Consider the following 23,428-nt stretch of genomic DNA (forward strand, 5'->3'; position numbering starts at 1 on the left):
ATTAAAAATAATATAGGAGTGATCGTGATGAAGAAAACTGCAGGAATCCATCATATAACTGCAATTGTTGGACATCCACAAGAAAATATTGATTTTTACGCTGGTGTGTTGGGACTCCGCATGGTGAAGAAGACAGTCAACTTTGATGACCCTGGCACCTATCATTTATATTTTGGTGATGAAGGAGGAAGGCCTGGTACGATTATTACATTTTTCCCATGGGCAAATGCGTATCCAGGTAGAATTGGTGATGGACAGGTTGGAGTGACTTCTTATGTTGTACCAACTGGAGCACTTTCTTTTTGGGAAAATCGACTGGAGAAGTTCCAGGTGAATTATGAAAAACTTGAACGGTTTGGAGAAACCTATGTAGTGTTTAGTGATCCTCATGGTCTAAGTCTAGAATTGGTTGAAAGAGAATCTGGTGAACAGAATAATTGGACGTTTGATGGGATAACTACAGATGTCGCAATTAAGGGTTTTGCTGGGGCTACACTATTTTCTTCTGAACCAATGAAAACAGCAGATCTACTAGAAAATATGGGTCTGCAAAAAGTAGGCGAAGAGAATGATTTAATTCGATATCAGTCTGATGGTGAAATAGGAAATGTGATTGATATAAAACGTAGCCATACTGGGCGCGGGCATATGGGAGTAGGAACGGTACACCATATTGCTTGGCGAGCAGAAGATGATGATGACCAATTAGATTGGCAAGACTATGTAGATAGCTTAGGCTTCGGAGTAACAGCAGTGAGGGATAGAAATTACTTTAATGCCATCTATTTTAGAGAGCATGGAGAGATTTTATTTGAAATTGCAACGGACCCACCAGGATTTGCTGTTGATGAGTCTTTCGAAACCATGGGACAGGAGTTAAAATTACCACCGCAATATGAGCAATACCGTGAACAGCTTAATCGGACACTTATACCGGTTGAAGTAAGAAAACTAATGAAATAGAATGGAGGGGTTTTTTGATTCCTATTGATCCACGAGGAAAATCAGCTAAGGAAAATTATAAATTATTAATTGGAAGTATTATTCCTAGGCCAATTGCGTTTGTTACTAGTTTGGCAGAGGATGGCATAGTTAATGGGGCTCCATTTAGTTTTTTTAATGTTGTTTCATCAAATCCACCGATGATCTCAATTTCTGTACAGAGAAGAGAAGGAGAGATAAAAGACACGGCTCGCAACATTTTGGAGAAACACGAATTTGTTATACACATTGTAGATGTTCAAAATGTGCAAACGGTTAATACGACAGCTGCGTCACTAGCTGCAAATGAGAGTGAAATTGAAATGGCTAATATGACAACGGTAGAGAGTGACGTTATTACTGTTCCAGGAGTAAAAGAGGCAAAAGTTCGAATGGAGTTTAAGCTGGAAAAACATATCGAATTAGGTGAAGGGGATTATATTGATACGGACTTCATAATTGGAAAAATTGTGAAGTATCATATGGATGACTCGGTTTATAATGCTGAAACAGGTAGGATTAATTATGATGCACTTGGTGCAGTGAGCAGACTAGCAGGATTCGACTATGCAAAAATAGGTGACATCTTTTCCATCGAACGACCAAAATAACAGTAGTGGTTTCCTTTATTCCCCAGGTGCCTGTCACTTGTCGAATTTCGACAAGTGACAGGCACTTTTTTTTACTCGGAATGAAACTTTCCTAGTACTTTGTAGGCTGATTGAAAGGTTGCTGCTGCTAGTTTGTATTTTCGATTTCTAAAATAATAATCGGCTAGAATGTTTAAATAAAAAGATTTTTCGTAGTAAAAATGCTTCTTGTCTAGAAATGGAATGACTTGTTTTGTAATTAAGTCTTCAAAAGAAGCTTGTTCCCCATTAATTAAGTGAGAATATACGTTAAATTCATGGACATATATGGAATCTTCTGGACTCAGTGGTTTAGAAACCTCTAAACCTTTTTCCAACCATACTCTAGCATGATGTAAATCTCCAAGTTCATAATACTCTTTCATGAGACTAGAGATTGGAATAATCTTTTTATGTGCGGGATAATTCTCCCGTAAACGGTAGCTTTTTTGATAATATTCAATTGCTTTGTCTTTTTGTTCCATTAAAGAATATAGCTTTCCAACATTCTGGTGACATAATGCAAGTATATTGTTGTCGTTTATATTTTCGGCAATGGTAGTAGCTAATTCATAGCTTTCCAGAGCCTTCATGTATTCGTTCGCCCGTTGGTAAGAGATTCCGAGTAAGATATGACAATTAGCACATCTTTTTAGGTGATAAATGCTTCGATAATATTCTAAAGCGTCTAGTGTATATACGATCGCAATGTATGTTTTTCTAATTTTGCTAGCAGTTGCTGCAATCAGAAAATATAAGTCTTTTTCCTCTGCTTCAGGGAAGTTGACTTTTTCAAGAGAAATATTTTTTTCGGCCTCGAGATAAAGGTCGAGAGCTTCTGCAAAGGATAAATTGATGTAATGATAATCTCCTGATGCCTTTAACCAATAGTAATATTCTTTTCCTTCAAAGTTCCCTGATAGTTTATGGAGAAAATCATATTGTTGCTCTGCCTTTGTTTTATCTTTAATTAGTATAAAATAGATTAGCTTATGTATTTCGAATAGATTTCTTAACCGATGATCGGCGATGTAATCGATATTGTTCGTAATTTTTTCATAAAGGTCTTTTGCCTCTGCTGTTTCTCTATTTAGCAGATGTTTAAACCAAGTTTCACACAAATGATTCATTTTATCATCTTCGATAACAAGAGGATCAATTCCAAGTCTTTCACAAAGTAATTCTCGAACTTCTTTAGTGACATTTACGTTTCCAGCTTCTATTTTTGATAAATAGGAAACCGATATTATTCCTCTTGATAGCTCTTCCTGTGTCATATTAGCTTTTAATCGATAGTATTTAATTTTTTCTCCGAAACCGTTTGCCATTTAAACAAAACCCCCTACACACATAGTATAAATTGAATAGGCTATTTTTACCATAAAAAAATCTATTGTCGGGATAGTTGTCGGTGCCTGTCACTTGTCGAAATTCGACAAGTGACAGGCACCGCTCGAATTTTAAAAAAATTTTTTAAGATGGATAAGTGTTGATGGGGCAATGGAGTATGCGTTTACATAGCTAACAGATTTGTTTGATAATTTTAAAAGAATCGAAAAACTGTATAGACAAAATATTTTCACGGTGTTATATTAATTAACATTATTTATAATTATTAAACATTTTGGATCATTAGAGGAGGGGTATTATGTTAAGCAATCCGCTTATCGCAACAGTATTTATTTTTGCATTAATCGCTTTTGGGGAATGGCTTTCTATTAAGTCTAAAGCAAGAGTACCTATGCTCTTAACGGCGATGGTAGGTTTTCTAGTCTTAACGTGGACTGGAATATTCCCGACTGACATTATGGAGAAGTCAACATTTGGAGCATTAGGAGCGATTTTAATTGGCCCAGCTATTTTACATATGGGTACAATGATTCCCTTCTCTTTATTGAAGAGTCAAATAAAAGCAGTATTTATTGCTTTGGGTGGTTTGGTTGTTTCAGGGGTATTAATATTAGCCGTTATCACCTTGATTTTTGACTATCCAACTGCAGTCGCTGGTGTTGGCCCTATCACTGGTGGAATAATCGCACTCATTATTACGACGGAAAGATTAACAGAAATTGGTTTAGCTAGTTTAGTCATTGTTCCAGCACTAGTTGTCGCGTTCCAGGGAGTAATCGGAATGCCTCTTGCGTTAAATTTAATGAGAAGATACGCGCTTAAACTACAAAAAGATATCGATGCTGGTTCATTTGTACCAATGGCAACCGATGAGGAATTAAATGGAAAAGAAATAGCTGCTACGAAAGAGAGCCCATTAAAGTCTAGTCAGACATTAAAATTATTCTTTGTTTTTGCTGGGGCTGCTGTTGGAGTCGCACTTGGTGAAGTAACACCAATTCATTACACATTATGGTGCCTTGCGTTTGGGATCGTTGGTCTCAAGCTTAAATTATTTGAACCAAAATCTCTTGAAAAATCAAATTCCTTTACAATAACGATGGTTGTCATCATTTTCGTTGCAGTTGGTTCCATGGCAGGTGTGACTCCGCAACAAGCATGGAGTAACTTACCAAGTGTTGTATTAATTCTTTTAATTGGTACATTTGGTCTTTCTCTTGGAGGTTATATCATGTCCAAGATCGTTAAATGGCACCCATTCAAGGGAATGCCTGTTGCTTTAACTGCTTTATTTGGATTCCCAGGAGACTACATCCTTTGTGAGGAAGTGGCTAGGAGTATCGGACGAGATAAAAAGGAAGAAAAAATAATTTTTAATGAGTTATTATCACCGATGCTAATTGGAGGCTTCACAACTGTAACGATAGCTTCTGTTGTAATAGCTGGAATATTAGTAGGAACATTATAATAGTTTATTGTAAACAATAGGAGGAAAGAATGATGGTAAAACAATTAATTAAAAATGGATTAGTAGTAGATGGAAATGGTGGAGAGCCGAAGAAAGATCATGTGGTAGTAACAGAGAATGATCAAATTGTTTACGTAGGACCTGAAAGTGGTTATTCCGTAACAGGGAAGGAAATTGTTGTCGATGCTGCTGATGGGACTATTTTGCCAGGCATGATTGATACCCATGTTCATATGATGCTGGAATATTCTCCAGTATCACAGCGTCTAGAAACTCCGTTTTCTTTCATGTACTATCAAGCTGCTGAATACTTGAAAAATACGTTACAAGCAGGGGTTACTTCGGTAAGAGATGCACTTGGAACAGATTTAGGGGTGAAAAAAGCAGTAGAAGAAGGCTTGATCCCTGGACCGAGATTACAGCTAAGTATCAATGCATTGACGATCACGGGAGGTCATGGAGATGGCTACCAAGTATCGGGTAATGAATTAGATTTGATGCCTTCTGGATATCCAGGAATGCCAAGTGGAAAATGTGATGGGGTTGCTGAAGTACGTAAGAAAACGCGCGAAATGCTACGTGCGGGTGCGGAAGTAATTAAAGTGCATGCTACAGGTGGAGTGTTAAGTGCGACAGACCATCCAGAATTCACCCAATTCTCTCTTGATGAATTAAAAGCAATTGTGGAAGAGGGACGCTTCCGTAAAGGTGTGAAGGTTATGGCACACGCCCAAGGTGCAGAAGGAATTAAAAATGCGGTCCGTGCAGGTATTCATTCGATTGAGCATGGTATTTTCATAGATGATGAAGCAGTTGAATTAATGCTAGAGAATGGTACCTATTTGGTACCAACATTACTAGCACCTGTTGCGGTATTAGAAACAGCTGAGGAAACCGGCATGCCTGACACTGCTGTGCAAAAATCAAAAGAAGTTATTGAAGCACATAAGGCAAGCTTTACGAAAGCATACAAAGCTGGTGTTAAAATTGCTATGGGTACCGATGCTGGTGTAATGAAGCACGGAACGAACTTAAGAGAATTAGGATTAATGGTGGATGCAGGGATGGCACCAATGGATTCCATTGTTGCTACCACCAAAACAGCAGCAGAATGTCTTGGCTGGGATGACAAGGTAGGAACGCTAGAACAAGGAAAACTAGCAGACATCATCGTTGTAAAAGGAAATCCACTAGAAGACATCTACTCCCTAGCAAACAACGACAACATCCAAGTTGTCATCAAAAATGGTAAGGTAGAGAAGAATATACTATAGTGGTGCCTGTCACTCCTCGGATTTTGTAGAACTTTGTCGGTGCCTGTCACTTGTCGAATGGGGAAGGTGAGATGGTGAAGCATTTGTTTTTATTTGGTGGGGTACCTCCGTTTACGTGTAGGATGGCTAAGGAGTTTGCAAAATTAGTAGAGAGATCAAAGAATCCATCTGTTACCATATTAACCGTTGAGAGAGAAGGCTGGGAGGATTATATTCCTAACTATACTCAATTACTTAAAAAGGAAGGAATTCATCGGTTTCATTTATGCCCACTACCCTCTACTCCAATTGTAGAAGTAATGGATCATGTGCGATCTAGTTCTGGAATTATTATCGGTGGTGGAAATACGAATCGATATGCAGATTATATTGTAGATACGCCCATTGCCAAAGTAATTGTAGAACGGCATGAACAAGGGATTCCGGTAGCTGGTTTTTCTGCTGGTGCCTTAATCAGTCCCAATCAATGTGTAATATCTGCCAAGGATAATGATAGCAAGGTATATCAGGAAAGAGAGGGACTAGGCTTACTTTCCAATGTGTTAATCGCTGTCCATTTTAGTCAGTGGCATGAAGAACAGCATCTTCGTGATGCAGTTCAACAGCATCGTAGGTTTAGAAACTATGGAATCGACGAACATACCTGTGCTTATTTTGTTAATGAAGAGCTTCGTGGTGTAGAGGGCGAAGGGGTCTATACGATACAAGGTCAACAATTAAATCGCTTGAATTAATCGTGTGAGCAACACAGAAGGGAACTAGTAATCGCTAGTTCCCTTCCTATTATGTAGAAAAGATTTCGTGGCAAGCAATGCAATGATTAGTATTAATTCAGCTAAGTTTGTCACTGCATTACTTTCAATGGGAAGCTTAACCGCACTGGCTATACCCATTAGTAAAACTGCATTGAATAACCAGATCCATTTTTGTTTTCTCCAAATAATAATAGAAGTAATGGCTAGAACAGTAGATACAATGATGATCATGAACGGTGAATCACCTGAAGGGTCAATATTTTCATAATTTATCACACCGTATTGCCATGATGGTTTAAGGGAGATTTTGAATACCACTGTGACAAGCTCTAGCAGGATCAACCCTATAGTAAATAAAAGAAATGAATATTTTACCCATTGTTTTTTTACCCAATTAACATGGGAGTTGATCAATAGATCCCAGGCAAATATAACAAGGAGAGGGGTTGCGAAAGCATGTAACCAATATCTTGCTAGATGAAGAATTTCCAGCATAGTTCCTTCACCTACATAACGTCCAAGCGCAAGAATACCGTTGTCATAAAGGAGACCAATAATTACAATGAAAATGGTATAAGCACGTATCGGCCATTGCTCTCTAATCGCAATTCGTATTCCAAAAATGAATATACAAATATAAATTGCAAAAAAAGAAATATATATAAACGCATCCACCCAAATCATACCCTTCATAAATAGATAACATTAGGATACCCTTATTTACCAGGATCATAATGGAATAAACATATATAATAGAAGAAACACAACCCATTCGACAAAATTCGGGAAGTGACAGGCACCAGTTAATATATTACAATGAAGTTATTATTGTTTTGTAAAGGAGTCTTTAACGTTGAAAATTGGTATAGACAAAATTGGATTTTATACACCGCATTTATACGTTGATATGAACAAATTAGCAGTTGAGCGAAATGTTGAACCGGAGAAATTTACAATTGGAATTGGACAGGAGAAAATGGCTATTCCTCCTATTACACAGGATTCGGTTACATTAGCGGCCAATGCTGCCTTGGAAATTTTGGATGATAACGATAAAGAACAAATTGACTTTGTCATTTTTGGTACAGAGTCTGGTATTGATCATTCGAAATCTGCTGGGGTTTATGTTCACGAGTTATTAGATATCAATCCATATGCACGTAGTATTGAAGTAAAGCAAGCTTGCTATGGAGCAACTGCTGCGATACAAATGGCAAAGGGACACATTGCATTACATCCTACTAGTAAGGTATTAGTATTAGGTTCTGATATTGCTAGATATGGGTTAAACACTGGTGGAGAGGCAACTCAAGGTGCTGGTGCAGTAGCAATGCTGATTAGTGCAGATCCGAAAGTAATGGTACTTGAGGACAAAACGGCATACTTAACAAAAGACATTATGGATTTCTGGCGTCCAGTGTATTCTGATAAAGCATTTGTAGATGGGAAATTCTCGAATGAACAATATATTGCATTCTTCCAACAAGTTTGGGAGCGATATAAAAAACAAACTGGCCTAGGACTTAGTGATTTTGAAGCAATTTGCTATCACTTACCATATACAAAAATGGGGCTTAAAGCATTACGTACCGTTTTAGATGAAACAACAGAAGAGGTACAAGAACGCTTAACTACCAATTATAAGGTCAGCACAACCTATAATCGAAACGTGGGAAATATATATACTGGTTCTCTATATTTAAGCTTACTTTCATTATTAGAGCTAAAAGAGGATCTACCAGAAGGTTCACGTATAGGGTTGTATAGCTATGGTTCAGGTGCAGTTGGCGAGCTATTCTCTGGGATTTTACAACCAAATTATAGAGAGCACTTATATGTAGAAAGACATAAGCAGTTATTTGATGATAGAACTGAGGTAACTGTTGCTGAGTATGAAGAGATTTTTCAACATACATTACCGACAGATGGATCTAATATTGAGTTGGATATAGGAAAAGACCCAGCTGCCATTTGTGTTTCTGGAATTACCGAGCATATGAGGCAGTATGTGAATAAGCATCGATAATAGGTAGCGTGTAGAATTTTTTCTACACGTTTTCTCTTGAAAAAAAGAAAATAGTGCAATTAAGGCATGGTGAATTTCTTCGTTTTATAAAATATTCTGATATTTTTATTTACTTATGTTTGCAAAAAGGATAATATAATAGTGTTAGGAAATTTAAGAGATAAGGAAGGTGATATTGTGTGTCAAACTAATTTTATATTTTTGAACAAGAAACTTACGATGTCCAATATAAACCTTCTGTCATGGAGTAATTAAAGACGAATATATAATTCTAAAGACCATCGTAATAAGATGGTCTTTTTTGTGTTTTCCCCTTGATGGAAGATTCACTTTATGATGCTTGAAGGTTTAGGTCTGTAATCCTAACTATTCTTGTTCGGAAACAATAGGAGGAAAAAAACAGATGATGAGGCTTTCGTTAATGAGAGATTTTCTTGCATTTGAAGGATCTAAAGCGTTGATCAGTTCAATTTTAGAAAAATGGGGGGGGAACGCTAACACGGTTCAATTAATTAGAGCAAGTAATAATTTTAGTTATGCATTTCAGGATCAACATGAAAGGTTTATTTTAAGAATAACACCTGAAGGTAATTGGTCTAGCTTAGAGGAGGAATGCAGCTTTCTACATTTTTTGTTGAATCAATCAATCTGTGTGAATAGACCAATCCTATCCAAAAACGGAAATACAGTAGAGGAATTTCATACAAAATTTGGCGTTCTTCATGCAGTGGTATTTAATTTTATACCAGGAGATAGTTTCGAGATTGAAGATATTTCTACGAATCATTTCTTCTTATGGGGAGAGTCATTAGGTGCGATTCACCAAGCTTCTAGGAATTATTTACCTTGTGGGAAAGTGAAGACTATACAATATGATCTGCTACAAGAGGTAGAGGAACTAATCCCAAACAATGATGTAGAAGCGATTAACGAGTTAGAACACTTAAAAGTTTGGTTGGATTCTTTAGAAATGAATTCAGATAATTATGGGAGGATTCATTTCGATTTTGAGTTAGATAATTTAATTTGGAATGACGACAAAGTCTCGGTAATCGATTTTGAAAGTGGTTTGGAAGGTTGGTATGTTGCTGATATTGCTTTTGCATTACGTGATTTATTTACAGAGCAAATAGACTTATCAAATCCGCAATTTAAGATGTTTATGAGTGGTTATAGAAGCAAGGTGAATATATCTGACGAGGAATTACGTAGAATACCGATGTTTTTAAGACTGCACGATTTAGTTCTGTATGCAACGTTACTCCGATCAATGGACATTGAAAAACATGCACATAATCCTGATTGGGTAAATGGACTTTATGATAAGTTGACGTATAAGGTAGAGGGTTATAAAGAAAAATGGAAAAAACTTCATAGATAATGTGATGAGGGTGTCGTAGTATTTCTAGCGACATCCTCATTTTTTTGGGGGGTTATTTTCAATACATACCAATGGTTTATCCTAGCCAAACTAGATGCTATGGAGGTGTGATACATGGGAAAAAATAAAAAGAAAGACAGCAGCTTTAGTGATGAGCAAGCAGTTAGAAAAAACTTATCACGTGAATTTGATCATGAATTTGCCAATGAACCACTAACCCCAAATGAAAAATACAATAATAAAAAAACGAAAAAACGTCAGTAGCTTTTGTCGGTGCCTGTCACTTGTCGAATTTCGACAAGTGACAGGCACCTTCCTTTTTTGGGGAAGGAATATCTGTTATGTATGGCGAAAGTATTTAAGAGAATCTGTAAAGGGGAGTGTATCATGCCATTTAAATTATCGAATAAAAACACGACAGCTTTAGCAGTTACGGTATACAACGAGGATTTTGCTGTGGTAAAGGAAAAAAGAAACATAGAGGGCTATAACGAAGAAGAATACGTTCATTACATGGATGTATCTGAAAAAATCGAAACGGACTCGGTAATCGTAAAAGGTTTAACCATTCAAGAACTAAACTTTGATTATGACTTAGTAGAAAAGAAAAAGTTACTTAAGAAATATATTGATCGAACGGTTTATCTGGTAGATCGCGAAAAAGACACAAAGCAGGAATATCGTTTACTCAGTGTGGATGATGGGCTTGTCCTAGAAGACTCGAAAACGAATGAGATCATTCTTGATCCAAAAGAGGAATTAATTTTGCCCAAATTACCAGATGGATTAATTGTTAAACCATCATTAATATGGAAGGTTAAACCATCAAAAACTGACCTCGTTGACGTTACCTATACTACCGGTGGACTGAAGTGGCATTCTAATTATGTTATTAACCTAAAGCAACATACGTTAGATCTTACTGGCTGGGTGCTACTGAACAACCAATCTGGAACGACCTTTGAAAATGCACAACTAAAACTAATAGCTGGTGATGTCAACCGAGTTCACGATAGTATTACTTCTTTATATGAAAAGGTTCCCTACGAAGCTTCCATGGTCGTTCAGTCAGAAGCTAATTTTGAGGAAAAGAGCTTCAATGATTATCATCTCTATACACTTCAGGGAAAAACAACTCTTAAAAATCACCAAGAGAAGCAAATTACATTGCTGGACAAAGAAAATATTTCCTTTAAGAGATACTATGAGTATTCGTTTGGCGAGGAACAAGCTGATATCATACTAGAATTTGCTAATACAAAAGAAAATCATTTAGGCCTACCATTGCCAAAAGGGAAGGTGAAGGTCTATAGCGAAGATGCGAGTGATAAAAGCTTAGAATTTATTGGAGAAGATCGGATTGAGCATACACCAAAAGAAGAGATTGTGAAGCTTTCTTTAGGTCAGGCATTCGATATTGTATGTGAAACCAGAAGTACGGATAAATATAAGGAAGGGAAGAATGAATATTTTGCTTATGAATATGTGATAAAAAATCGGAAGGATGAAGAAATAACTATGGTGATCGACCATCCGATTAGGCATATCCACTGGCAAATGGTTGATACAACACATGATTATAAAAAAATAAATGCCAATACCATTGAATTCAACATCCAAATACCAGCAAACCAACAAGCAACTATCCAATTTAAATATCGAGTAAATAAAAGTATCAATGTTAATCTTTAAAAAGAGGTGCCTGTCACTTGTCGAATTTCGACAAGTGACAGGCACCTTACAATTATTTCCATTAAAATGTTTTTCCGAAGATGTTTAGGTATCCTAGACAGTATGAAAGGAAGCCTACAAGGAATAGGCTGCCGATCATTACGCTTAAGAAGATCCAGTCTTTTTTTCTGACGGTCATTTTGTGGTAATGTGTTCGATTTACATCACCTTTAAACCCCTTTGATTCCATCGCGATAGCTACTCGTTCAGATTTACGAATTCCATTAGCAAGTAGTGGTACAGAATAGCGACGGAATTGATTTAACTTATCCCTTATCCCGCGTTCTCGTCCAACTCCACGGATACGATGTGCTTGCCTAAGAATTTGCAGTTCATTTTGAAAGGTTGGTAAAAAGCGATAGCCTGCCAAAACCCCATATGTGATTTTTGGTGGAAGCTTACATTGCTGCATGAGGCTCAACATAAATTTAGTCGAATCTGTTGTTAACACAAACAGTAACGATAGAGCTACAAAGCACAAAGAGCGTAATGCTAAACTGATTCCCACCATTACTGCCCCAGTTGTGACTTCAAACATCCATATTTCAAATAAAACTCTTCCTCCAGAAAAGCTGTCACTCGTATAAAGCATTGTCATCCAAGCAAACCCAAGCGCAACAAGTAGAAACGGAGCAAAGATTTTCATCCACCTTTTAAATGACACATCTGAAAAGCCAAATGTCACGACAAGTACAAATAGTAAATAAATCAGTGGTGTAAACATATCAAATGTTAAACTCAATAAAATACCTGGTACAAGAATCGCAAATGCCTTTATGGATGGGTTAATGGATGAGATCATAGTATTCACCTGCTTTTGTATGTTTGCGAATTCGATATGGCAAGCGTAAACGCGCTTTTTCTAGTAATTCATCTTGATCCCATAGCCCTCGTGGCTCTCCAGAGAATGCAATCTTCCCATCGTGCAGTACATATACGCTTTCACAGTAAGTATCAACAAGATCCATATCATGGGTAACAAACACGATGGACGTTCCATTGGTTTTTAAATCGAAAATCATATCCATCAATTCTGCTGTTGTATTAGCGTCCTGACCAAAGGTTGGTTCATCAAATAGTAAAATATCAGGTGTTTCATCGAGCATCGTTGCTACACTAAGCCGTCTTTTTTGACCACCACTCAATGAAAATGGATTACTGAATGTATGGTTTTCCAAATGGAACTGCCTCATTAGCCTATTTGCATTTTTATCCATTTCTGATTGGGTAAACCCATTTAACTTCAATCCAAACGTGAGTTCATCATATACGGTATCCGTAATAAATTGGTGCTCGGGATTTTGAAAAACATATCCTAATCGCTTGCGTAATTCACTTTCCTTCCACTTGGAGATGGGTTTTCCGAATAGGTCGATATCACCGCTATCCTTTTTTATTAATCCAGCGATTAGCTGTAATAACGTCGATTTACCAGCACCATTCTCACCAACAATCGCAAGGAATTCGCCTTGATGGATGTCTAAATCAATTCCTTGTAAAATTGGTTGTTTTTTACGACGAAAGGATAAATCCCGGATCGATAAGCAAACTTTGTCTTTAGCAACGGGAGAGGGGGAAGGACCATCAAAATCTAGAGAACGATCATATGCTTTCGGTAGAAAAATTCCTTCCTTCTCTAATACCTGTCTTTTTTCTGTGAACGCTATTTCAGGATGATGATCAGCGATTATATCCCCGTTGCGTCCAAGTACGATGATTCGATTAGTGATATCGAGCCAATCATCTGCTTGATGCTCAATAATAAAAATAGACATCTTGCGTTCTTTTTGTAACTGCTGGATGAGATGAATAAATTCTATGCTAGAAACAGGATCAAGATTGGCAGTAGGTTCATCTAGGATTAATAGTTCAGGTTCAAGGAGAAGAACTGCTGCTAAAGCAATCTTTTGTTTTTGACCACCAGACAACTCATGAATTTTTTCTTTTTTACATGATTCCATGTCAACCGCTTGAAGTACCTCCGAAATGCGTTTAGCCATTTCGGACGCAGGTACATTCAAATTTTCTAATGTAAAAGCAAGCTCATCTTCAACCGTGATCATACAAAACTGACTTTCAGGGTCCTGGAACACGATTCCGATTTCCTGGTTTAGTTTACCTTTAGGAAAGTCTTGAATATGTTTCCCTTGAAAATATATATCCCCTCTGGCAAACCCCTCCACAGCTTCAGGGTATAATCCGTTTAAGCAAAGTGAAATCGTACTCTTTCCTGAGCCACTAGCACCCATAAGTAGCGTTATTTCATTTTCATGTAATGTAAAGCTTAGATTATGAAGCAATGGATTTTTCAATGATTCATATGCAAAGGAAAAGTGTTCAACGTGAAGCAGTGGCTTCGATTCTTGATTAAGCTGCTTCTTGTTCACGTTTTTTTTGCAGCTCCTTTCCTAATGCATAACCTCGAAGAACTCCTGTTTTAGCTAGCTGTTCACTAATCCATTTTCCGAGTACGCCGGCTAATAATGCGCCACTAATTAAACGTACGATAAATGTAGTTAGGATGATCGCTGGTGCTAATGCGATATTTCCTGATGAGTATAGATGCCATAAAAAGCTGAAGAATGCTGCTGACATTCCTGCTAACATTAGAGTGAACAAACGATAGTTTTTATATTTGGTGGCAGCAAAAACGAGCTCAGCTCCTGCACCTTGAATAATTCCAGTGATAATTAATGCTGGACCTGCTGGTGAACCAAGTAATACTTGGACCGCTGCTGCGATCACTTCCGATGTAAAAGCAACACCGGGTTTGCGAATGATATAAGCAGCGATAATTGAAACAATAAACCATATTCCAAAAATAATTTCATAACCAAAAGGTGCGAGACCAAATGGGGTTAGGAAGTTTCTGATTCCTTGACCGATGAAGAAAAAGAGTAAATATACAACGGCGAAAACGACTCCTAAAATAGACATAAGAACAATTTCTTTTAATTTCCATTGATTAACCATGATTGGATATCTCCTTTTTATTTGTTAGATGGGCTATTTGCCGAAATACTAAATGTCATTGTTACATGGGATACGACTTCCTGAACGCTCACGAACGATTCCTCCATCGCTCGGAAGATATGGTGAACATCTCCGTCTAGTCGAGTTGCATAATGGGAATGGCTTACCTCCACACCACGACTTTTAGAAAGATCGATTTGCTCATAAATCGCATCCATATAATCTTCTCTTCCCATTGGATAGAGTGCGAATTTACATCCAGCTTGCTGGTTGATTGACGCTGCCTTTTCTTCATTTAATGGGTGATCTGTTTCATCCATGTAAACATCAGCGTCGGTATCACCAGGACAACCGATCGAAAACGTTCCACTCATAGCTACATGTTCACCAGTTTTGGCAGCATGTAGAAAGATTGCTTTTGTTACATCGAAAATATGTACCATTTTCCCACGGATACATGTGCTCACATCGTCGGTGTCCTTCCAAACCTTTGATGTGTCCACCTCATTAAGCGCAGACAGAATAATGTCTACAAAGTTGTCACTCATTGGATATAGTGTGAATTGGCAGCCTGCGATTCTGCTTGTTCCGCAATAATTGTTCATAATAAATTCCTCCTAAATAAATTTGGATAACAAAAAAACTGCACTCCCATGGGAATGCAGTTCAAGTATGTAATCTACAGATTGAAATATTCATAGACATACGAACGAACTGCACTTCCCCACGCTAGTATTATCTAGATCGGGTAATAAGGGTCAGGCATTGCCTTCTCAGCCACAAAACGTAGCTCCCCTAGTGCTATTTCGGATATGCAATTAAATTTGTTCCACCAATAGAATAACAGATTTGTCGGTGCCTGTCACTTGTCGATTTTCGACAAGTGACAGGCACCTGTAGATAAAACGTCATAAAATAGTGTTAGATATCTATTGAAAACCAATGTAGGAATCACTATAATAAGTCTATCTAAAATAAGGTACCTGTTATTTGGCATTCGACAAGTGACAGGCACCTGTCGAGAGAGTCAGAGGTGCAGAAGATGGAGTTTAATATTGGCCCGCGTATGGTGAAGACGGGTCTCGCGGTTGCTTTGTCATTGTTGGTTACAGGAGTGCTAGGACTTGAATTGGAGATTGTCGCGGCAATTGCTTCTGTCTTGGCGATGCAGCCATCGATTATGCGGTCCTATGCCTACATTAAAGAGGTTGTAATTTCTAACAGTGTTGGGCTCGCATTTGCGTTATTTGGATATTTTCTACTTGGAACGCATCCACTATCGGTTGGAGCGGTTGTTATCATATCCATTGCCATAAACATTAAGCTAGGGTTAAACAAAACCGTAAGCTTAACTGTATTGACTATTATTACCATGATGTTAGGTCATGGTGATGGAATAAGCTTCGTTTACATCGTGGAGCGATTATCCCTTGTAGCAATTGGAGTATTGTCCGCATTCATTATAAATGTAGTCGTATTTCCACCAAATCATGAAAAGAACTTATTTAAAATGATTAAAAAGGCAAGCGAGAAAACAAATTTTTTACTTCGCGTCATTCCAAATAAAACAATGAGTATTCCGCAGATGAAAGCGGAGAATGAAGAAATTGATAAATTAATTGACCAGACAAAGGATTACTTTGAAATCATTTCAGATGAGAGAAACCGAATTTTTATTAAAAACCGGATAGGTTTTTTCCGCAATATTATTATTTACAAGCATATGATTCAAGTGTTAATTAAAAAGCAAACATTGATTAATCATTTAGAAAAAAATCTGCTAGAAATTGAAAATAGTAAAAGTAATAAGTCGTACCTTATCAAAAAGCTTGTCAATGAAATTAACAGTTATAGCGAAAACATTCTCTTATTATATGAAGATAAAATTGTCTTAGATAGAGATTTACAGAAGGAAACAAGGCAAGCAATGCAAGTTACCATTAACAATTTAATTGAAGAATTACAAGGGTCCGAGTTTTCCAAATGGAAGTATGTTTTTCCAATTGCGAATAGTATTATTGAGTTAATTTCGGAGTTGAATAAGCTAGAGCGTTTTGTGCGAGTAAAGGAACTAAAAGAGAAAAATATTTGCTAGGATTGGTTATGGGAAGACAAAATTATTGAGATTTTGTCTTCTTTTTTATAATCATTTTTAAAGATTTTAAATCATCTAGCAATATATGTTACTATTTTGATGAGGTGCTGAATAAACTCTGGGGTGGATAGAAGCATGAAAAAATTTGCAGCCATTATATTATTCTTACAGAGCTTATTACTACTTCCAGGATTAACTTCAGCAAATGGTACAAGCTATTTCGAGGACTCCGAGTTTCCGACCGGGCATGTTTTACCATTAGATGATGGGATTGTAAGTATACTTCGTGAGGAGCTATTCATTGATGTGAAGCAGGATTCTTCAGGATTTTTCAATCTAGAAAATCCGACATTACGTGCAGATATAGAGGTACATTACGAAATGTTTAATGAAACGGACGAAGACCTCACTATGCCCATTGCTTTTCCGCAACCGGGTCAATCTGACCAATGGAACATCACATTGGATGGAAAAGAGGTAGCTTTAACTGGAACGATCAACATACACCAGCAGGAATTGATGGGAAGTGATAGGCATGACGATTGGATTCAACCGCGTACAGGGGAGACATATCCATTCGAAGGATTCAATGTTTTAGAATGTGTAAAGAATTTCGAATCGAAAACTTTTGATGTAGTTCTAAAAGCAGGGAAAACTCATTCTCTAGTAGTTCAGTATGTAGCGTCTTTTGGTCAGGATGAGCGTGCAAGCTTACATCCGGTTTATCGATTAGATTATCTTCTGCATCCAGCATCCTATTGGAGTGATTTTAACGAATTAACGATTCAAATAGATGTTCCATCAAGGTCGAGTGTTCATGTTAATTTACTAATGGAAAAAGAAGGGAGTTATACATTTAAAGGTAATTTTGATAACCTTCCTGAAGAGGATATTGTCTTGTTTATTTCACCTAGCTCAGGATTATTTATTGATCTATTTAATACTAGAATTTCCCCTTTTTTGTTTTTAATAAGTTTGGTAGTTGTTTTTTATATTGCAATGCAACGGAGTGTTTTACAAAATAAGTGGTTCTCCATTTGCTTACTATTAGTATTTTCCTATGCTGGTTATGATATCCTTAGCCATAAAATCCTCGGGTATCCTTTTACTGCTATTCAATATTTTATTTTTATCGGATATATATTGATTCTTCTAGTTATTAGTCTAATAAAGATGAAAAGGATAGATTTAAAAAGGGGGAATTAGATGAAGATTATAAATGAAATTATATATTATCTCATAGTCGTTATAATAGGAGGCTTAATGGGGGGAGTTGTTTTATTTTTATATTCCAAATTTGGAATAGATGGTGATGCTTTCTATGTGAAATTAGGAATGGTTGGGGTATTCATACTACTATTTGTGATTGAACAGAACAAATTGAAATTCACACGGTGGAGTCCGAGCAAAAATAGTGAAGAATTATCGCATAAATCTACGAAAATATTAAAATTAATCTCGGTTGCTTTGATTACCATCCCAATTGTTATCCACTTTGCAATTTGAGTAGGATTTTCAATTAGAAAGTGATGTAACTTTTGTTATACTATGAAAATACAATTCCGACTAAAGAAAAATTCTTTCAGTTATTATGAGACTACTGGTTGTAATAGGTTGGGTACCTAGTTAGCCGATGAATAAAAATAGGCAATACACTATCACGTGTATCGCCTGTTTTCAATAGTTAAATTTCAAACTCCATTCCATCTTCAGCAATGTTAAATCCTTTTTCTTCAATTATATGACGTATTTTGTTTTCAGATTCTATTGCGGGGTTTGAATGATTGACATGTGTAAAGAATATCTCTGTTTCTTCTACCAAATCACTTAACCGACCCATTGTCTCGGTCATAGGTGGATGTGGGATTTCACGGTAATCTCTATGAATATGCTCGAAGTCCTTTGCTGAATAAAAGGTACCGTCTAGTAAACAAATGTCTGCTTCCCGACAAGCTTGATAAATATCAACGCTCCATTCTTCCCAACGGTCGATATCAGGAATATAAAGTACTTTCTTATTTGGACCAACTATCCAAAAGGCAAACGTCTCCGTGAATTCATTCCGATGTGGAACCTCAACAGGAATGACAGTAACATTTTTGGAAATAGAACAATGATCTCCGTTTTCGATCTCATTAACCACTATATTGTTCAACTGAGTTAATTGACGCCAAGGTGCTTCCGTTTCTAATAGAGTTTTCATTTTTTTACCAGCAAAAACAGGTAACTCTCTTGTGTTGATCATTTCGCGACCTAAAAATAATAAACCAGGAAAATGTCCAGTATGAGCATGGGTTAAAAAGACGCTATCCATGATTTTACCTTTTAGATTATGCTTCATTTGTAATTTCACCATTTGCTCTTTCAGGTCTGGAGTCGCATCAATTAAATGCCACTGCTGATCCTCTGGTAGTACAATCGCCAATGATGCCGCGTTCCTTTTAAACTGAGGATCGTAAATAGCTTTGCTGCAATTTTTACAAAAGCAGTTCGGATGCGGAATCCCACCATCTTGCGCAGTTCCTAATAGATATAAACATACTCTAGTCATACTATTTGCTCCTCTTTTTCAGTAGTAGTTAATTCATTACTGTAATCCTTTTTAGCGATCGTCCAACCAGTAAAGCCAAATAGAATATTAACTAAGGGCACAAGGAAAACAAAGAATGCATACGGAATAAATTCCCCAGGGCTAAGTCCGAATATACCAGCTATGAATACTGCTGGGACACCCCAAGGCACGAGGTTGATCCCTACCGTACCAGCTGATTCCACAGCACGTGATAGATTTTTTGTATCAATGCCCATTTCCTTGTATTTCGTTACGAATGTTCTAGCTGGTAGAATGATTGCTAAATATTGTGCACCACTGGCGAAAGATACAACAAATGTCGAGAGTATACTCGAGCTGATTAACGAACCTGTCGTTTTTACTTTCGTCATTATTTTTCGGGTTAGAACTTCAAATGCACCAGATTTTTCTAATACCCCACCTAAGGAAGTGGCTAAGATTACTAATGCAACAGTACCCAACATCGATGTAAGTCCACCACGGTTTAATAAGGAATCCAGTGTAGCAACGCCTGATTCACTTACATATCCGTTTGTCATAACTTGAACAATGGAAGATATAGATCCTCCTTGTATGACCACTGCTAAAACAGCCCCTAATAAAGCAACTCCCATCAGTGCTGGGACTGCAGGTGTGCGAAACATCATTAACAAGATCGTTATAATAGGAACTAGCAATAGATGCGGATGGATGGTAAATATCGCTGCTAACCCCTCTTGAAGTTCATTTATTGTATTTGCATCTGCCGTACCACTAATAGCACCAGTGTTACTAACAATCCAAAAGAGGAGGATGGATAGTAAAAATGCAGGCAGTGTATCCCATAGCATATGTTTAATATGACTAAATAAATCAGTTTCTGCCATTACAGGTGCGATATTCGTTGTATCGGAAAGAGGAGATAATTTATCACCAAAAAATGCGCCGGATATGACAGCTCCTGCGATTAGACCAGGAGGAAATCCAAGTCCTTGCCCAATTGCCATAAAGGCAAGCCCTACGGTTGCGATTGCAGTGAAAGAACTACCCAATGTTACAGCTACAATCCCAGTTACGAGTGCAACAATAGGTATGAAGATCTCTGGTTTAATAATGGATAAACCATAGAAAATAATCGTCGGAATAACTCCGCTAGCAATCCAAGAACCAACAATTGTTCCTATAATAAGGAGTATAAATATTGCAGGTAAAGCCATGGAAACTCCTTTTACCATCATTTGTTGAACATCATTCCATGTTGAACCACAAATCATTGCGATGCTCGCTGCAGCAATGATCCCAATCATCAATGGAAAATGCATGCCAGCCTCCCATACCAATATAGAAAACGCTGCTGCAACCATAAGCGCAAGTATTGGAATAATTGATAAACCTATTGTCATTTCTTTCTTCATATTTGTTTCCTCCTAGTTATTTAAAAAAATATATAAAAAGAGCTTCCATCCCCAAAAAGGGACGGAAGCTCCGTGGTACCACCCTAGTTAACAGATTAACTCTGTTCGCTCGATTAGATAACGGCCGAAACCGGAAAAAGTCAGCTCCCTATTTGTACTTCGCTATACATCTTGCCTAGTTCGCACCAACCACTAGGTCTCTGAAATTCAATGGATGTATAACTACTGGAATAGTTCAATACTTTTATGATATGGAATTTTATGAGTGGAAGGTAATAAAAAAAGAGCCTCCATCCCCGAAAGGGACGGAAGCTCCGTGGTACCACCCTAGTTAGCAGATTAGATCTGCTCGCTCAATTAGATAACGGCCGAAACCGGAAAAGTCAGCTCCCTATTTGTACTTCGCTTATACACCTTGCCTGATTTGCACCAACCACCAGGTCTCTATATTTCAATGAATGAATAGGCTACTATAATAGTTCAACGCTTTTACGTATTAAAGTTAAATAACATATTAGTAGATAAATAAAAAAGTGTCAAGAGGAATTTTTTTTATATACAGGTGCCTGTCACTTGTCGAAATTCGACAAGTGACAGGCACCGACATTGGTGGTAGGAATTTAATGGTGTTATTCGATGGAAGCATTGTTCTATTAAGGAAACACACTAATTTTAGGTGCTTGTCATATTTTGAAAGCCACCTTATTTTTTTTTGAAACCTTATTAAATAATAGTACGTCTTATATATTGGGGGTGTCGTATTTTGATGTATAGAGATAGAAAGTTTACTATATTGTTTGCTATTGTATTATTTATTACTGGATGTGCAACGAATACCACAAAGGAAGAAGCGGAAGAAAATGCAACACCGAAGAAGGATTCACCGATTGATTGGCAAGTTCGAAATGATTATTTAGATGATCATGGTCAAATTCTTTTTAGCGTGTTACCTGATCCAAATTTAACAGCGGATAAACCTTATAGCTATGTCTTTAATTTTAAGGAATCATTTGATGCGTATAAAAATAAAGAATTAACGATATATGCCTACCATAAAGAAAAAGAAGAACGTATAACGGCTTTATCTCCAAAAAAAATTTCTGATCCAAGCCCAGGTTATTCTAGCTTAGAAGAGTTTACTACAGTTATTGAATTACCCCATAGTGGATTGTGGAGGTTTGAAATCGTATTTGATGAAGAGGTTTATGGAGATGTCATTATAGAAGTAGATGATTGAATATAGTTGAAAACAATGTTTAAATGATTGAAACCATTCTAAAACTAGAATGGTTTTTTGATTTCAGATGAGCATGAATGGGGAATGTATCGGTTAATCTAAATATTGGTATCATTATTAATAAAAAATATAACAAGGGGGATTCCAGAGTGAGAAAGGTTACTTTAAAAGCCATTTATCAACATCCAATTACGCAAAAATATGTAAGACGTTCTGGAATGGCTCATGCTATTTCTGTAGCGTATCATGCATTTGGTCTTGCAAAAGAGTATGATGTCAATCCAGACTGGGCCAGTAAGGCAGGATTTTTGCACGATATTGGGCATTATGAATGGTATAGTGATGGGGAGTGGGATTATCAACTGTATCGGAATTACGATATTCATCCCATCAAAGGAGCAGAACGAGCTCATAAGTTACTTGTGCGATTAGGTGAAGATAAACTTGCAGCAAAGGAAATTTCTCATGCAATTCTTTTTCATACCGATTCAGCTCTGCCAAGTGGTAATTATGAATTGAGCCCATTACAAAAAGTTGTCCACTTAGCGGACGAAAAAGACAAGCAGCCAGATAATTTACATCATTACCGAAATATAGATTCTCTAAAGGAATTGTTATTAATTGAAGAACTAGATAAAAAAATAGAGCTAATATTATCGGAAGAATAAAGTAGACCTTTAAGAAAACATTTGTAGTTGTTGTAAGTTATTAACAAAAATCATACATTATGTCGAGATGGTTGCATATACTATATAGAAGAAATTAAATAGTAATCTATTTTATAGGTTACATGATGGATTGTTTTGAAAAATTGGAAAAAACAAGAATGAAAGAGTTGTTGACTTTTATTTGCAACCGATGTATGATGAATATCCGTTGTTCAACAAGAGGTACTATTGCTTCGGTTCGACGGAGAATCATGTTCAACAGATTGTTTCTTTTATTATACTTTAATAACAAAAAGTTATATGACGTTAATAAACTATTAAAAATATGTTGACATTCATTTTAGAAATATGATATATTATTTCGGTCGCCTTTTTCAGAAGCGACATCAAACATCCTTGCTTCTTTTAAATAAATTTTAAAAAAGTTATTGACTTTAGTTTGGTAGTTTGATATAATATAAAAGTTGTTGCTAAAAACGACACGTTAATATTTGCTCTTTGAAAACTGAACAAAACAACTAGTATGTTTAGCGAAACTTAACTTTCCGACTTTACGGAGAAAAGTTTTAGTTGAGCTTATGCAGGATTGGAAAGTTGAACTTTTCAACCTGCCAAGAAAAGCAACCCTGTTTTTCTTATTATTAAATCTAGAAGCTAGTGTTTCTAGTAGCTAAGAACTTTCATGTGATTGATTGGTGTTAATCACATACAAACTTTTTTGGAGAGTTTGATCTTGGCTCAGGACGAACGCTGGCGGCGTGCCTAATACATGCAAGTCGAGCGCGGGAAGCAAGTGATCGCCCTTCGGGGCGTGAACTTGTGGAACGAGCGGCGGACGGGTGAGTAACACGTGGGCAACCTGCCTGTAAGACTGGGATAACTCGCGGAAACGTG

General features: G+C 36.9%; 22 protein-coding genes, 1 rRNA gene, 1 riboswitch and 2 other annotated features. Of the genes, 15 read left to right on the plus strand and 8 right to left on the minus strand.

The features are described from left to right. Positions 1 to 27 precede the first annotated feature (27 nt). Both GMD78_RS19550 and GMD78_RS19555 read left to right on the plus strand, forming a co-directional pair. Complete coding sequence (locus GMD78_RS19550) at positions 28 to 963, plus strand: ring-cleaving dioxygenase (protein ID WP_155671419.1); 936 nt, start codon at positions 28 to 30, stop codon at positions 961 to 963. A gap of 14 nt (positions 964 to 977) precedes the next feature. Further along, positions 978 to 1,592 carry a flavin reductase family protein gene (locus GMD78_RS19555; protein WP_155671421.1) on the plus strand — a complete coding sequence of 205 codons (615 nt, stop codon included), beginning with the start codon at positions 978 to 980 and terminating at the stop codon, positions 1,590 to 1,592. 71 nt (positions 1,593 to 1,663) lie between these two features. Here the strand turns inward: GMD78_RS19555 and GMD78_RS19560 are convergent, their stop codons facing one another. Then, positions 1,664 to 2,938, minus strand: a complete 1,275-nt coding sequence (locus GMD78_RS19560; protein ID WP_155671423.1) for a helix-turn-helix transcriptional regulator — start codon at positions 2,936 to 2,938, stop codon at positions 1,664 to 1,666. Positions 2,939 to 3,258: 320 nt separating this feature from the next. Here GMD78_RS19560 and GMD78_RS19565 point away from each other — a divergent pair, with 320 nt between their 5' ends. From GMD78_RS19565 to GMD78_RS19575, 3 genes are all read left to right on the plus strand, one after another. Continuing rightward, a complete protein-coding gene (locus GMD78_RS19565; RefSeq protein WP_155671425.1) occupies positions 3,259 to 4,428 on the plus strand; it encodes a hypothetical protein in 1,170 nt (389 codons plus the stop codon). A gap of 32 nt (positions 4,429 to 4,460) precedes the next feature. Next, positions 4,461 to 5,702 (plus strand): metal-dependent hydrolase family protein, encoded by a 1,242-nt coding sequence (locus GMD78_RS19570; protein ID WP_155671426.1) that lies wholly within the window; start codon positions 4,461 to 4,463, stop codon positions 5,700 to 5,702. A gap of 71 nt (positions 5,703 to 5,773) precedes the next feature. After that, positions 5,774 to 6,436 carry a Type 1 glutamine amidotransferase-like domain-containing protein gene (locus tag GMD78_RS19575; protein ID WP_155671428.1) on the plus strand — a complete coding sequence of 221 codons (663 nt, stop codon included), beginning with the start codon at positions 5,774 to 5,776 and terminating at the stop codon, positions 6,434 to 6,436. Positions 6,437 to 6,460: 24 nt separating this feature from the next. Here GMD78_RS19575 and GMD78_RS19580 read toward each other — a convergent pair whose 3' ends face one another. Further along, positions 6,461 to 7,132, minus strand: a complete 672-nt coding sequence (locus tag GMD78_RS19580) for a hypothetical protein (RefSeq protein WP_196493875.1) — start codon at positions 7,130 to 7,132, stop codon at positions 6,461 to 6,463. Between the two features lie 178 nt (positions 7,133 to 7,310). Here GMD78_RS19580 and GMD78_RS19585 point away from each other — a divergent pair, with 178 nt between their 5' ends. The 4 genes from GMD78_RS19585 to GMD78_RS19600 all read left to right on the plus strand — a co-directional run bounded on the left by GMD78_RS19585 (position 7,311) and on the right by GMD78_RS19600 (position 11,556). Further along, on the plus strand, positions 7,311 to 8,483 hold the full coding sequence (locus tag GMD78_RS19585; RefSeq protein ID WP_155671432.1) for a hydroxymethylglutaryl-CoA synthase: 1,173 nt from the start codon (positions 7,311 to 7,313) through the stop codon (positions 8,481 to 8,483). 403 nt (positions 8,484 to 8,886) lie between these two features. After that, complete coding sequence (locus GMD78_RS19590; protein WP_155671434.1) at positions 8,887 to 9,864, plus strand: phosphotransferase enzyme family protein; 978 nt, start codon at positions 8,887 to 8,889, stop codon at positions 9,862 to 9,864. 114 nt (positions 9,865 to 9,978) lie between these two features. Further along, positions 9,979 to 10,128, plus strand: coding sequence for a small acid-soluble spore protein O (gene sspO, locus GMD78_RS19595; RefSeq protein WP_155671436.1), 150 nt, complete (start codon positions 9,979 to 9,981; stop codon positions 10,126 to 10,128). A 123-nt stretch (positions 10,129 to 10,251) separates the two neighbouring features. Next, positions 10,252 to 11,556, plus strand: coding sequence for a DUF4139 domain-containing protein (locus tag GMD78_RS19600; protein WP_196493876.1), 1,305 nt, complete (start codon positions 10,252 to 10,254; stop codon positions 11,554 to 11,556). 61 nt (positions 11,557 to 11,617) lie between these two features. Here GMD78_RS19600 and GMD78_RS19605 read toward each other — a convergent pair whose 3' ends face one another. The 4 genes from GMD78_RS19605 to GMD78_RS19620 are packed head-to-tail and all read right to left on the minus strand — an operon-like array spanning position 11,618 to position 15,173. Further along, positions 11,618 to 12,397: an energy-coupling factor transporter transmembrane component T family protein gene (locus GMD78_RS19605; protein WP_155671440.1), complete on the minus strand. Its 780-nt coding sequence runs from the start codon at positions 12,395 to 12,397 to the stop codon at positions 11,618 to 11,620. Continuing rightward, positions 12,381 to 13,982, minus strand: coding sequence for an ABC transporter ATP-binding protein (locus tag GMD78_RS19610; protein ID WP_343042449.1), 1,602 nt, complete (start codon positions 13,980 to 13,982; stop codon positions 12,381 to 12,383). Before GMD78_RS19610 ends, GMD78_RS19605 begins: the two co-directional genes overlap by 17 nt. Next, positions 13,963 to 14,568, minus strand: a complete 606-nt coding sequence (locus GMD78_RS19615; RefSeq protein WP_155671442.1) for an ECF transporter S component — start codon at positions 14,566 to 14,568, stop codon at positions 13,963 to 13,965. The genes GMD78_RS19610 and GMD78_RS19615 overlap by 20 nt, the downstream gene beginning before the upstream one ends. Positions 14,569 to 14,585: 17 nt before the next feature. Next, positions 14,586 to 15,173, minus strand: coding sequence for a YkoF family thiamine/hydroxymethylpyrimidine-binding protein (locus GMD78_RS19620; protein ID WP_155671445.1), 588 nt, complete (start codon positions 15,171 to 15,173; stop codon positions 14,586 to 14,588). A 99-nt stretch (positions 15,174 to 15,272) separates the two neighbouring features. Next, a riboswitch (TPP riboswitch) is annotated at positions 15,273 to 15,375 on the minus strand. Positions 15,376 to 15,610: 235 nt separating this feature from the next. On the opposite strand from GMD78_RS19620, the gene GMD78_RS19625 reads away from it, so the two are divergent. The 3 genes from GMD78_RS19625 (at position 15,611) to GMD78_RS19635 (ending at position 18,169) form a co-directional block, all read left to right on the plus strand. Next, positions 15,611 to 16,663 (plus strand): aromatic acid exporter family protein, encoded by a 1,053-nt coding sequence (locus tag GMD78_RS19625; RefSeq protein WP_155671447.1) that lies wholly within the window; start codon positions 15,611 to 15,613, stop codon positions 16,661 to 16,663. Between the two features lie 135 nt (positions 16,664 to 16,798). Continuing rightward, on the plus strand, positions 16,799 to 17,869 hold the full coding sequence (locus GMD78_RS19630; RefSeq protein ID WP_155671449.1) for a hypothetical protein: 1,071 nt from the start codon (positions 16,799 to 16,801) through the stop codon (positions 17,867 to 17,869). Continuing rightward, positions 17,870 to 18,169 carry a hypothetical protein gene (locus tag GMD78_RS19635; protein ID WP_155671451.1) on the plus strand — a complete coding sequence of 100 codons (300 nt, stop codon included), beginning with the start codon at positions 17,870 to 17,872 and terminating at the stop codon, positions 18,167 to 18,169. It begins immediately after the preceding gene. A gap of 178 nt (positions 18,170 to 18,347) precedes the next feature. On the opposite strand, the gene GMD78_RS19640 is transcribed toward GMD78_RS19635, so the two are convergent. Further along, positions 18,348 to 19,214 (minus strand): MBL fold metallo-hydrolase, encoded by an 867-nt coding sequence (locus GMD78_RS19640; RefSeq protein ID WP_155671453.1) that lies wholly within the window; start codon positions 19,212 to 19,214, stop codon positions 18,348 to 18,350. Further along, positions 19,211 to 20,629 carry a Na+/H+ antiporter NhaC gene (gene nhaC / locus GMD78_RS19645; protein ID WP_155671455.1) on the minus strand — a complete coding sequence of 473 codons (1,419 nt, stop codon included), beginning with the start codon at positions 20,627 to 20,629 and terminating at the stop codon, positions 19,211 to 19,213. Before nhaC ends, GMD78_RS19640 begins: the two co-directional genes overlap by 4 nt. A 54-nt stretch (positions 20,630 to 20,683) precedes the next feature. Continuing rightward, positions 20,684 to 20,877 (minus strand) — a binding site (T-box leader). Positions 20,878 to 20,927: 50 nt separating this feature from the next. Continuing rightward, positions 20,928 to 21,122: a binding site (T-box leader), on the minus strand. Between the two features lie 270 nt (positions 21,123 to 21,392). Between nhaC and GMD78_RS19650 the strand changes: the two genes are divergently transcribed. The 3 genes from GMD78_RS19650 to GMD78_RS19660 all read left to right on the plus strand — a co-directional run. Then, a complete protein-coding gene (locus tag GMD78_RS19650; protein WP_155671457.1) occupies positions 21,393 to 21,866 on the plus strand; it encodes a hypothetical protein in 474 nt (157 codons plus the stop codon). 149 nt (positions 21,867 to 22,015) lie between these two features. After that, on the plus strand, positions 22,016 to 22,534 hold the full coding sequence (locus GMD78_RS19655) for an HD domain-containing protein (RefSeq protein WP_343042450.1): 519 nt from the start codon (positions 22,016 to 22,018) through the stop codon (positions 22,532 to 22,534). A gap of 715 nt (positions 22,535 to 23,249) precedes the next feature. Further along, positions 23,250 to 23,428: ribosomal RNA gene (locus tag GMD78_RS19660) — 16S ribosomal RNA — on the plus strand; the annotation flags it as partial.

This window comes from Ornithinibacillus caprae (genome assembly GCF_009728145.1).
GTDB lineage: Bacteria > Bacillota > Bacilli > Bacillales > Amphibacillaceae > Ornithinibacillus > Ornithinibacillus caprae.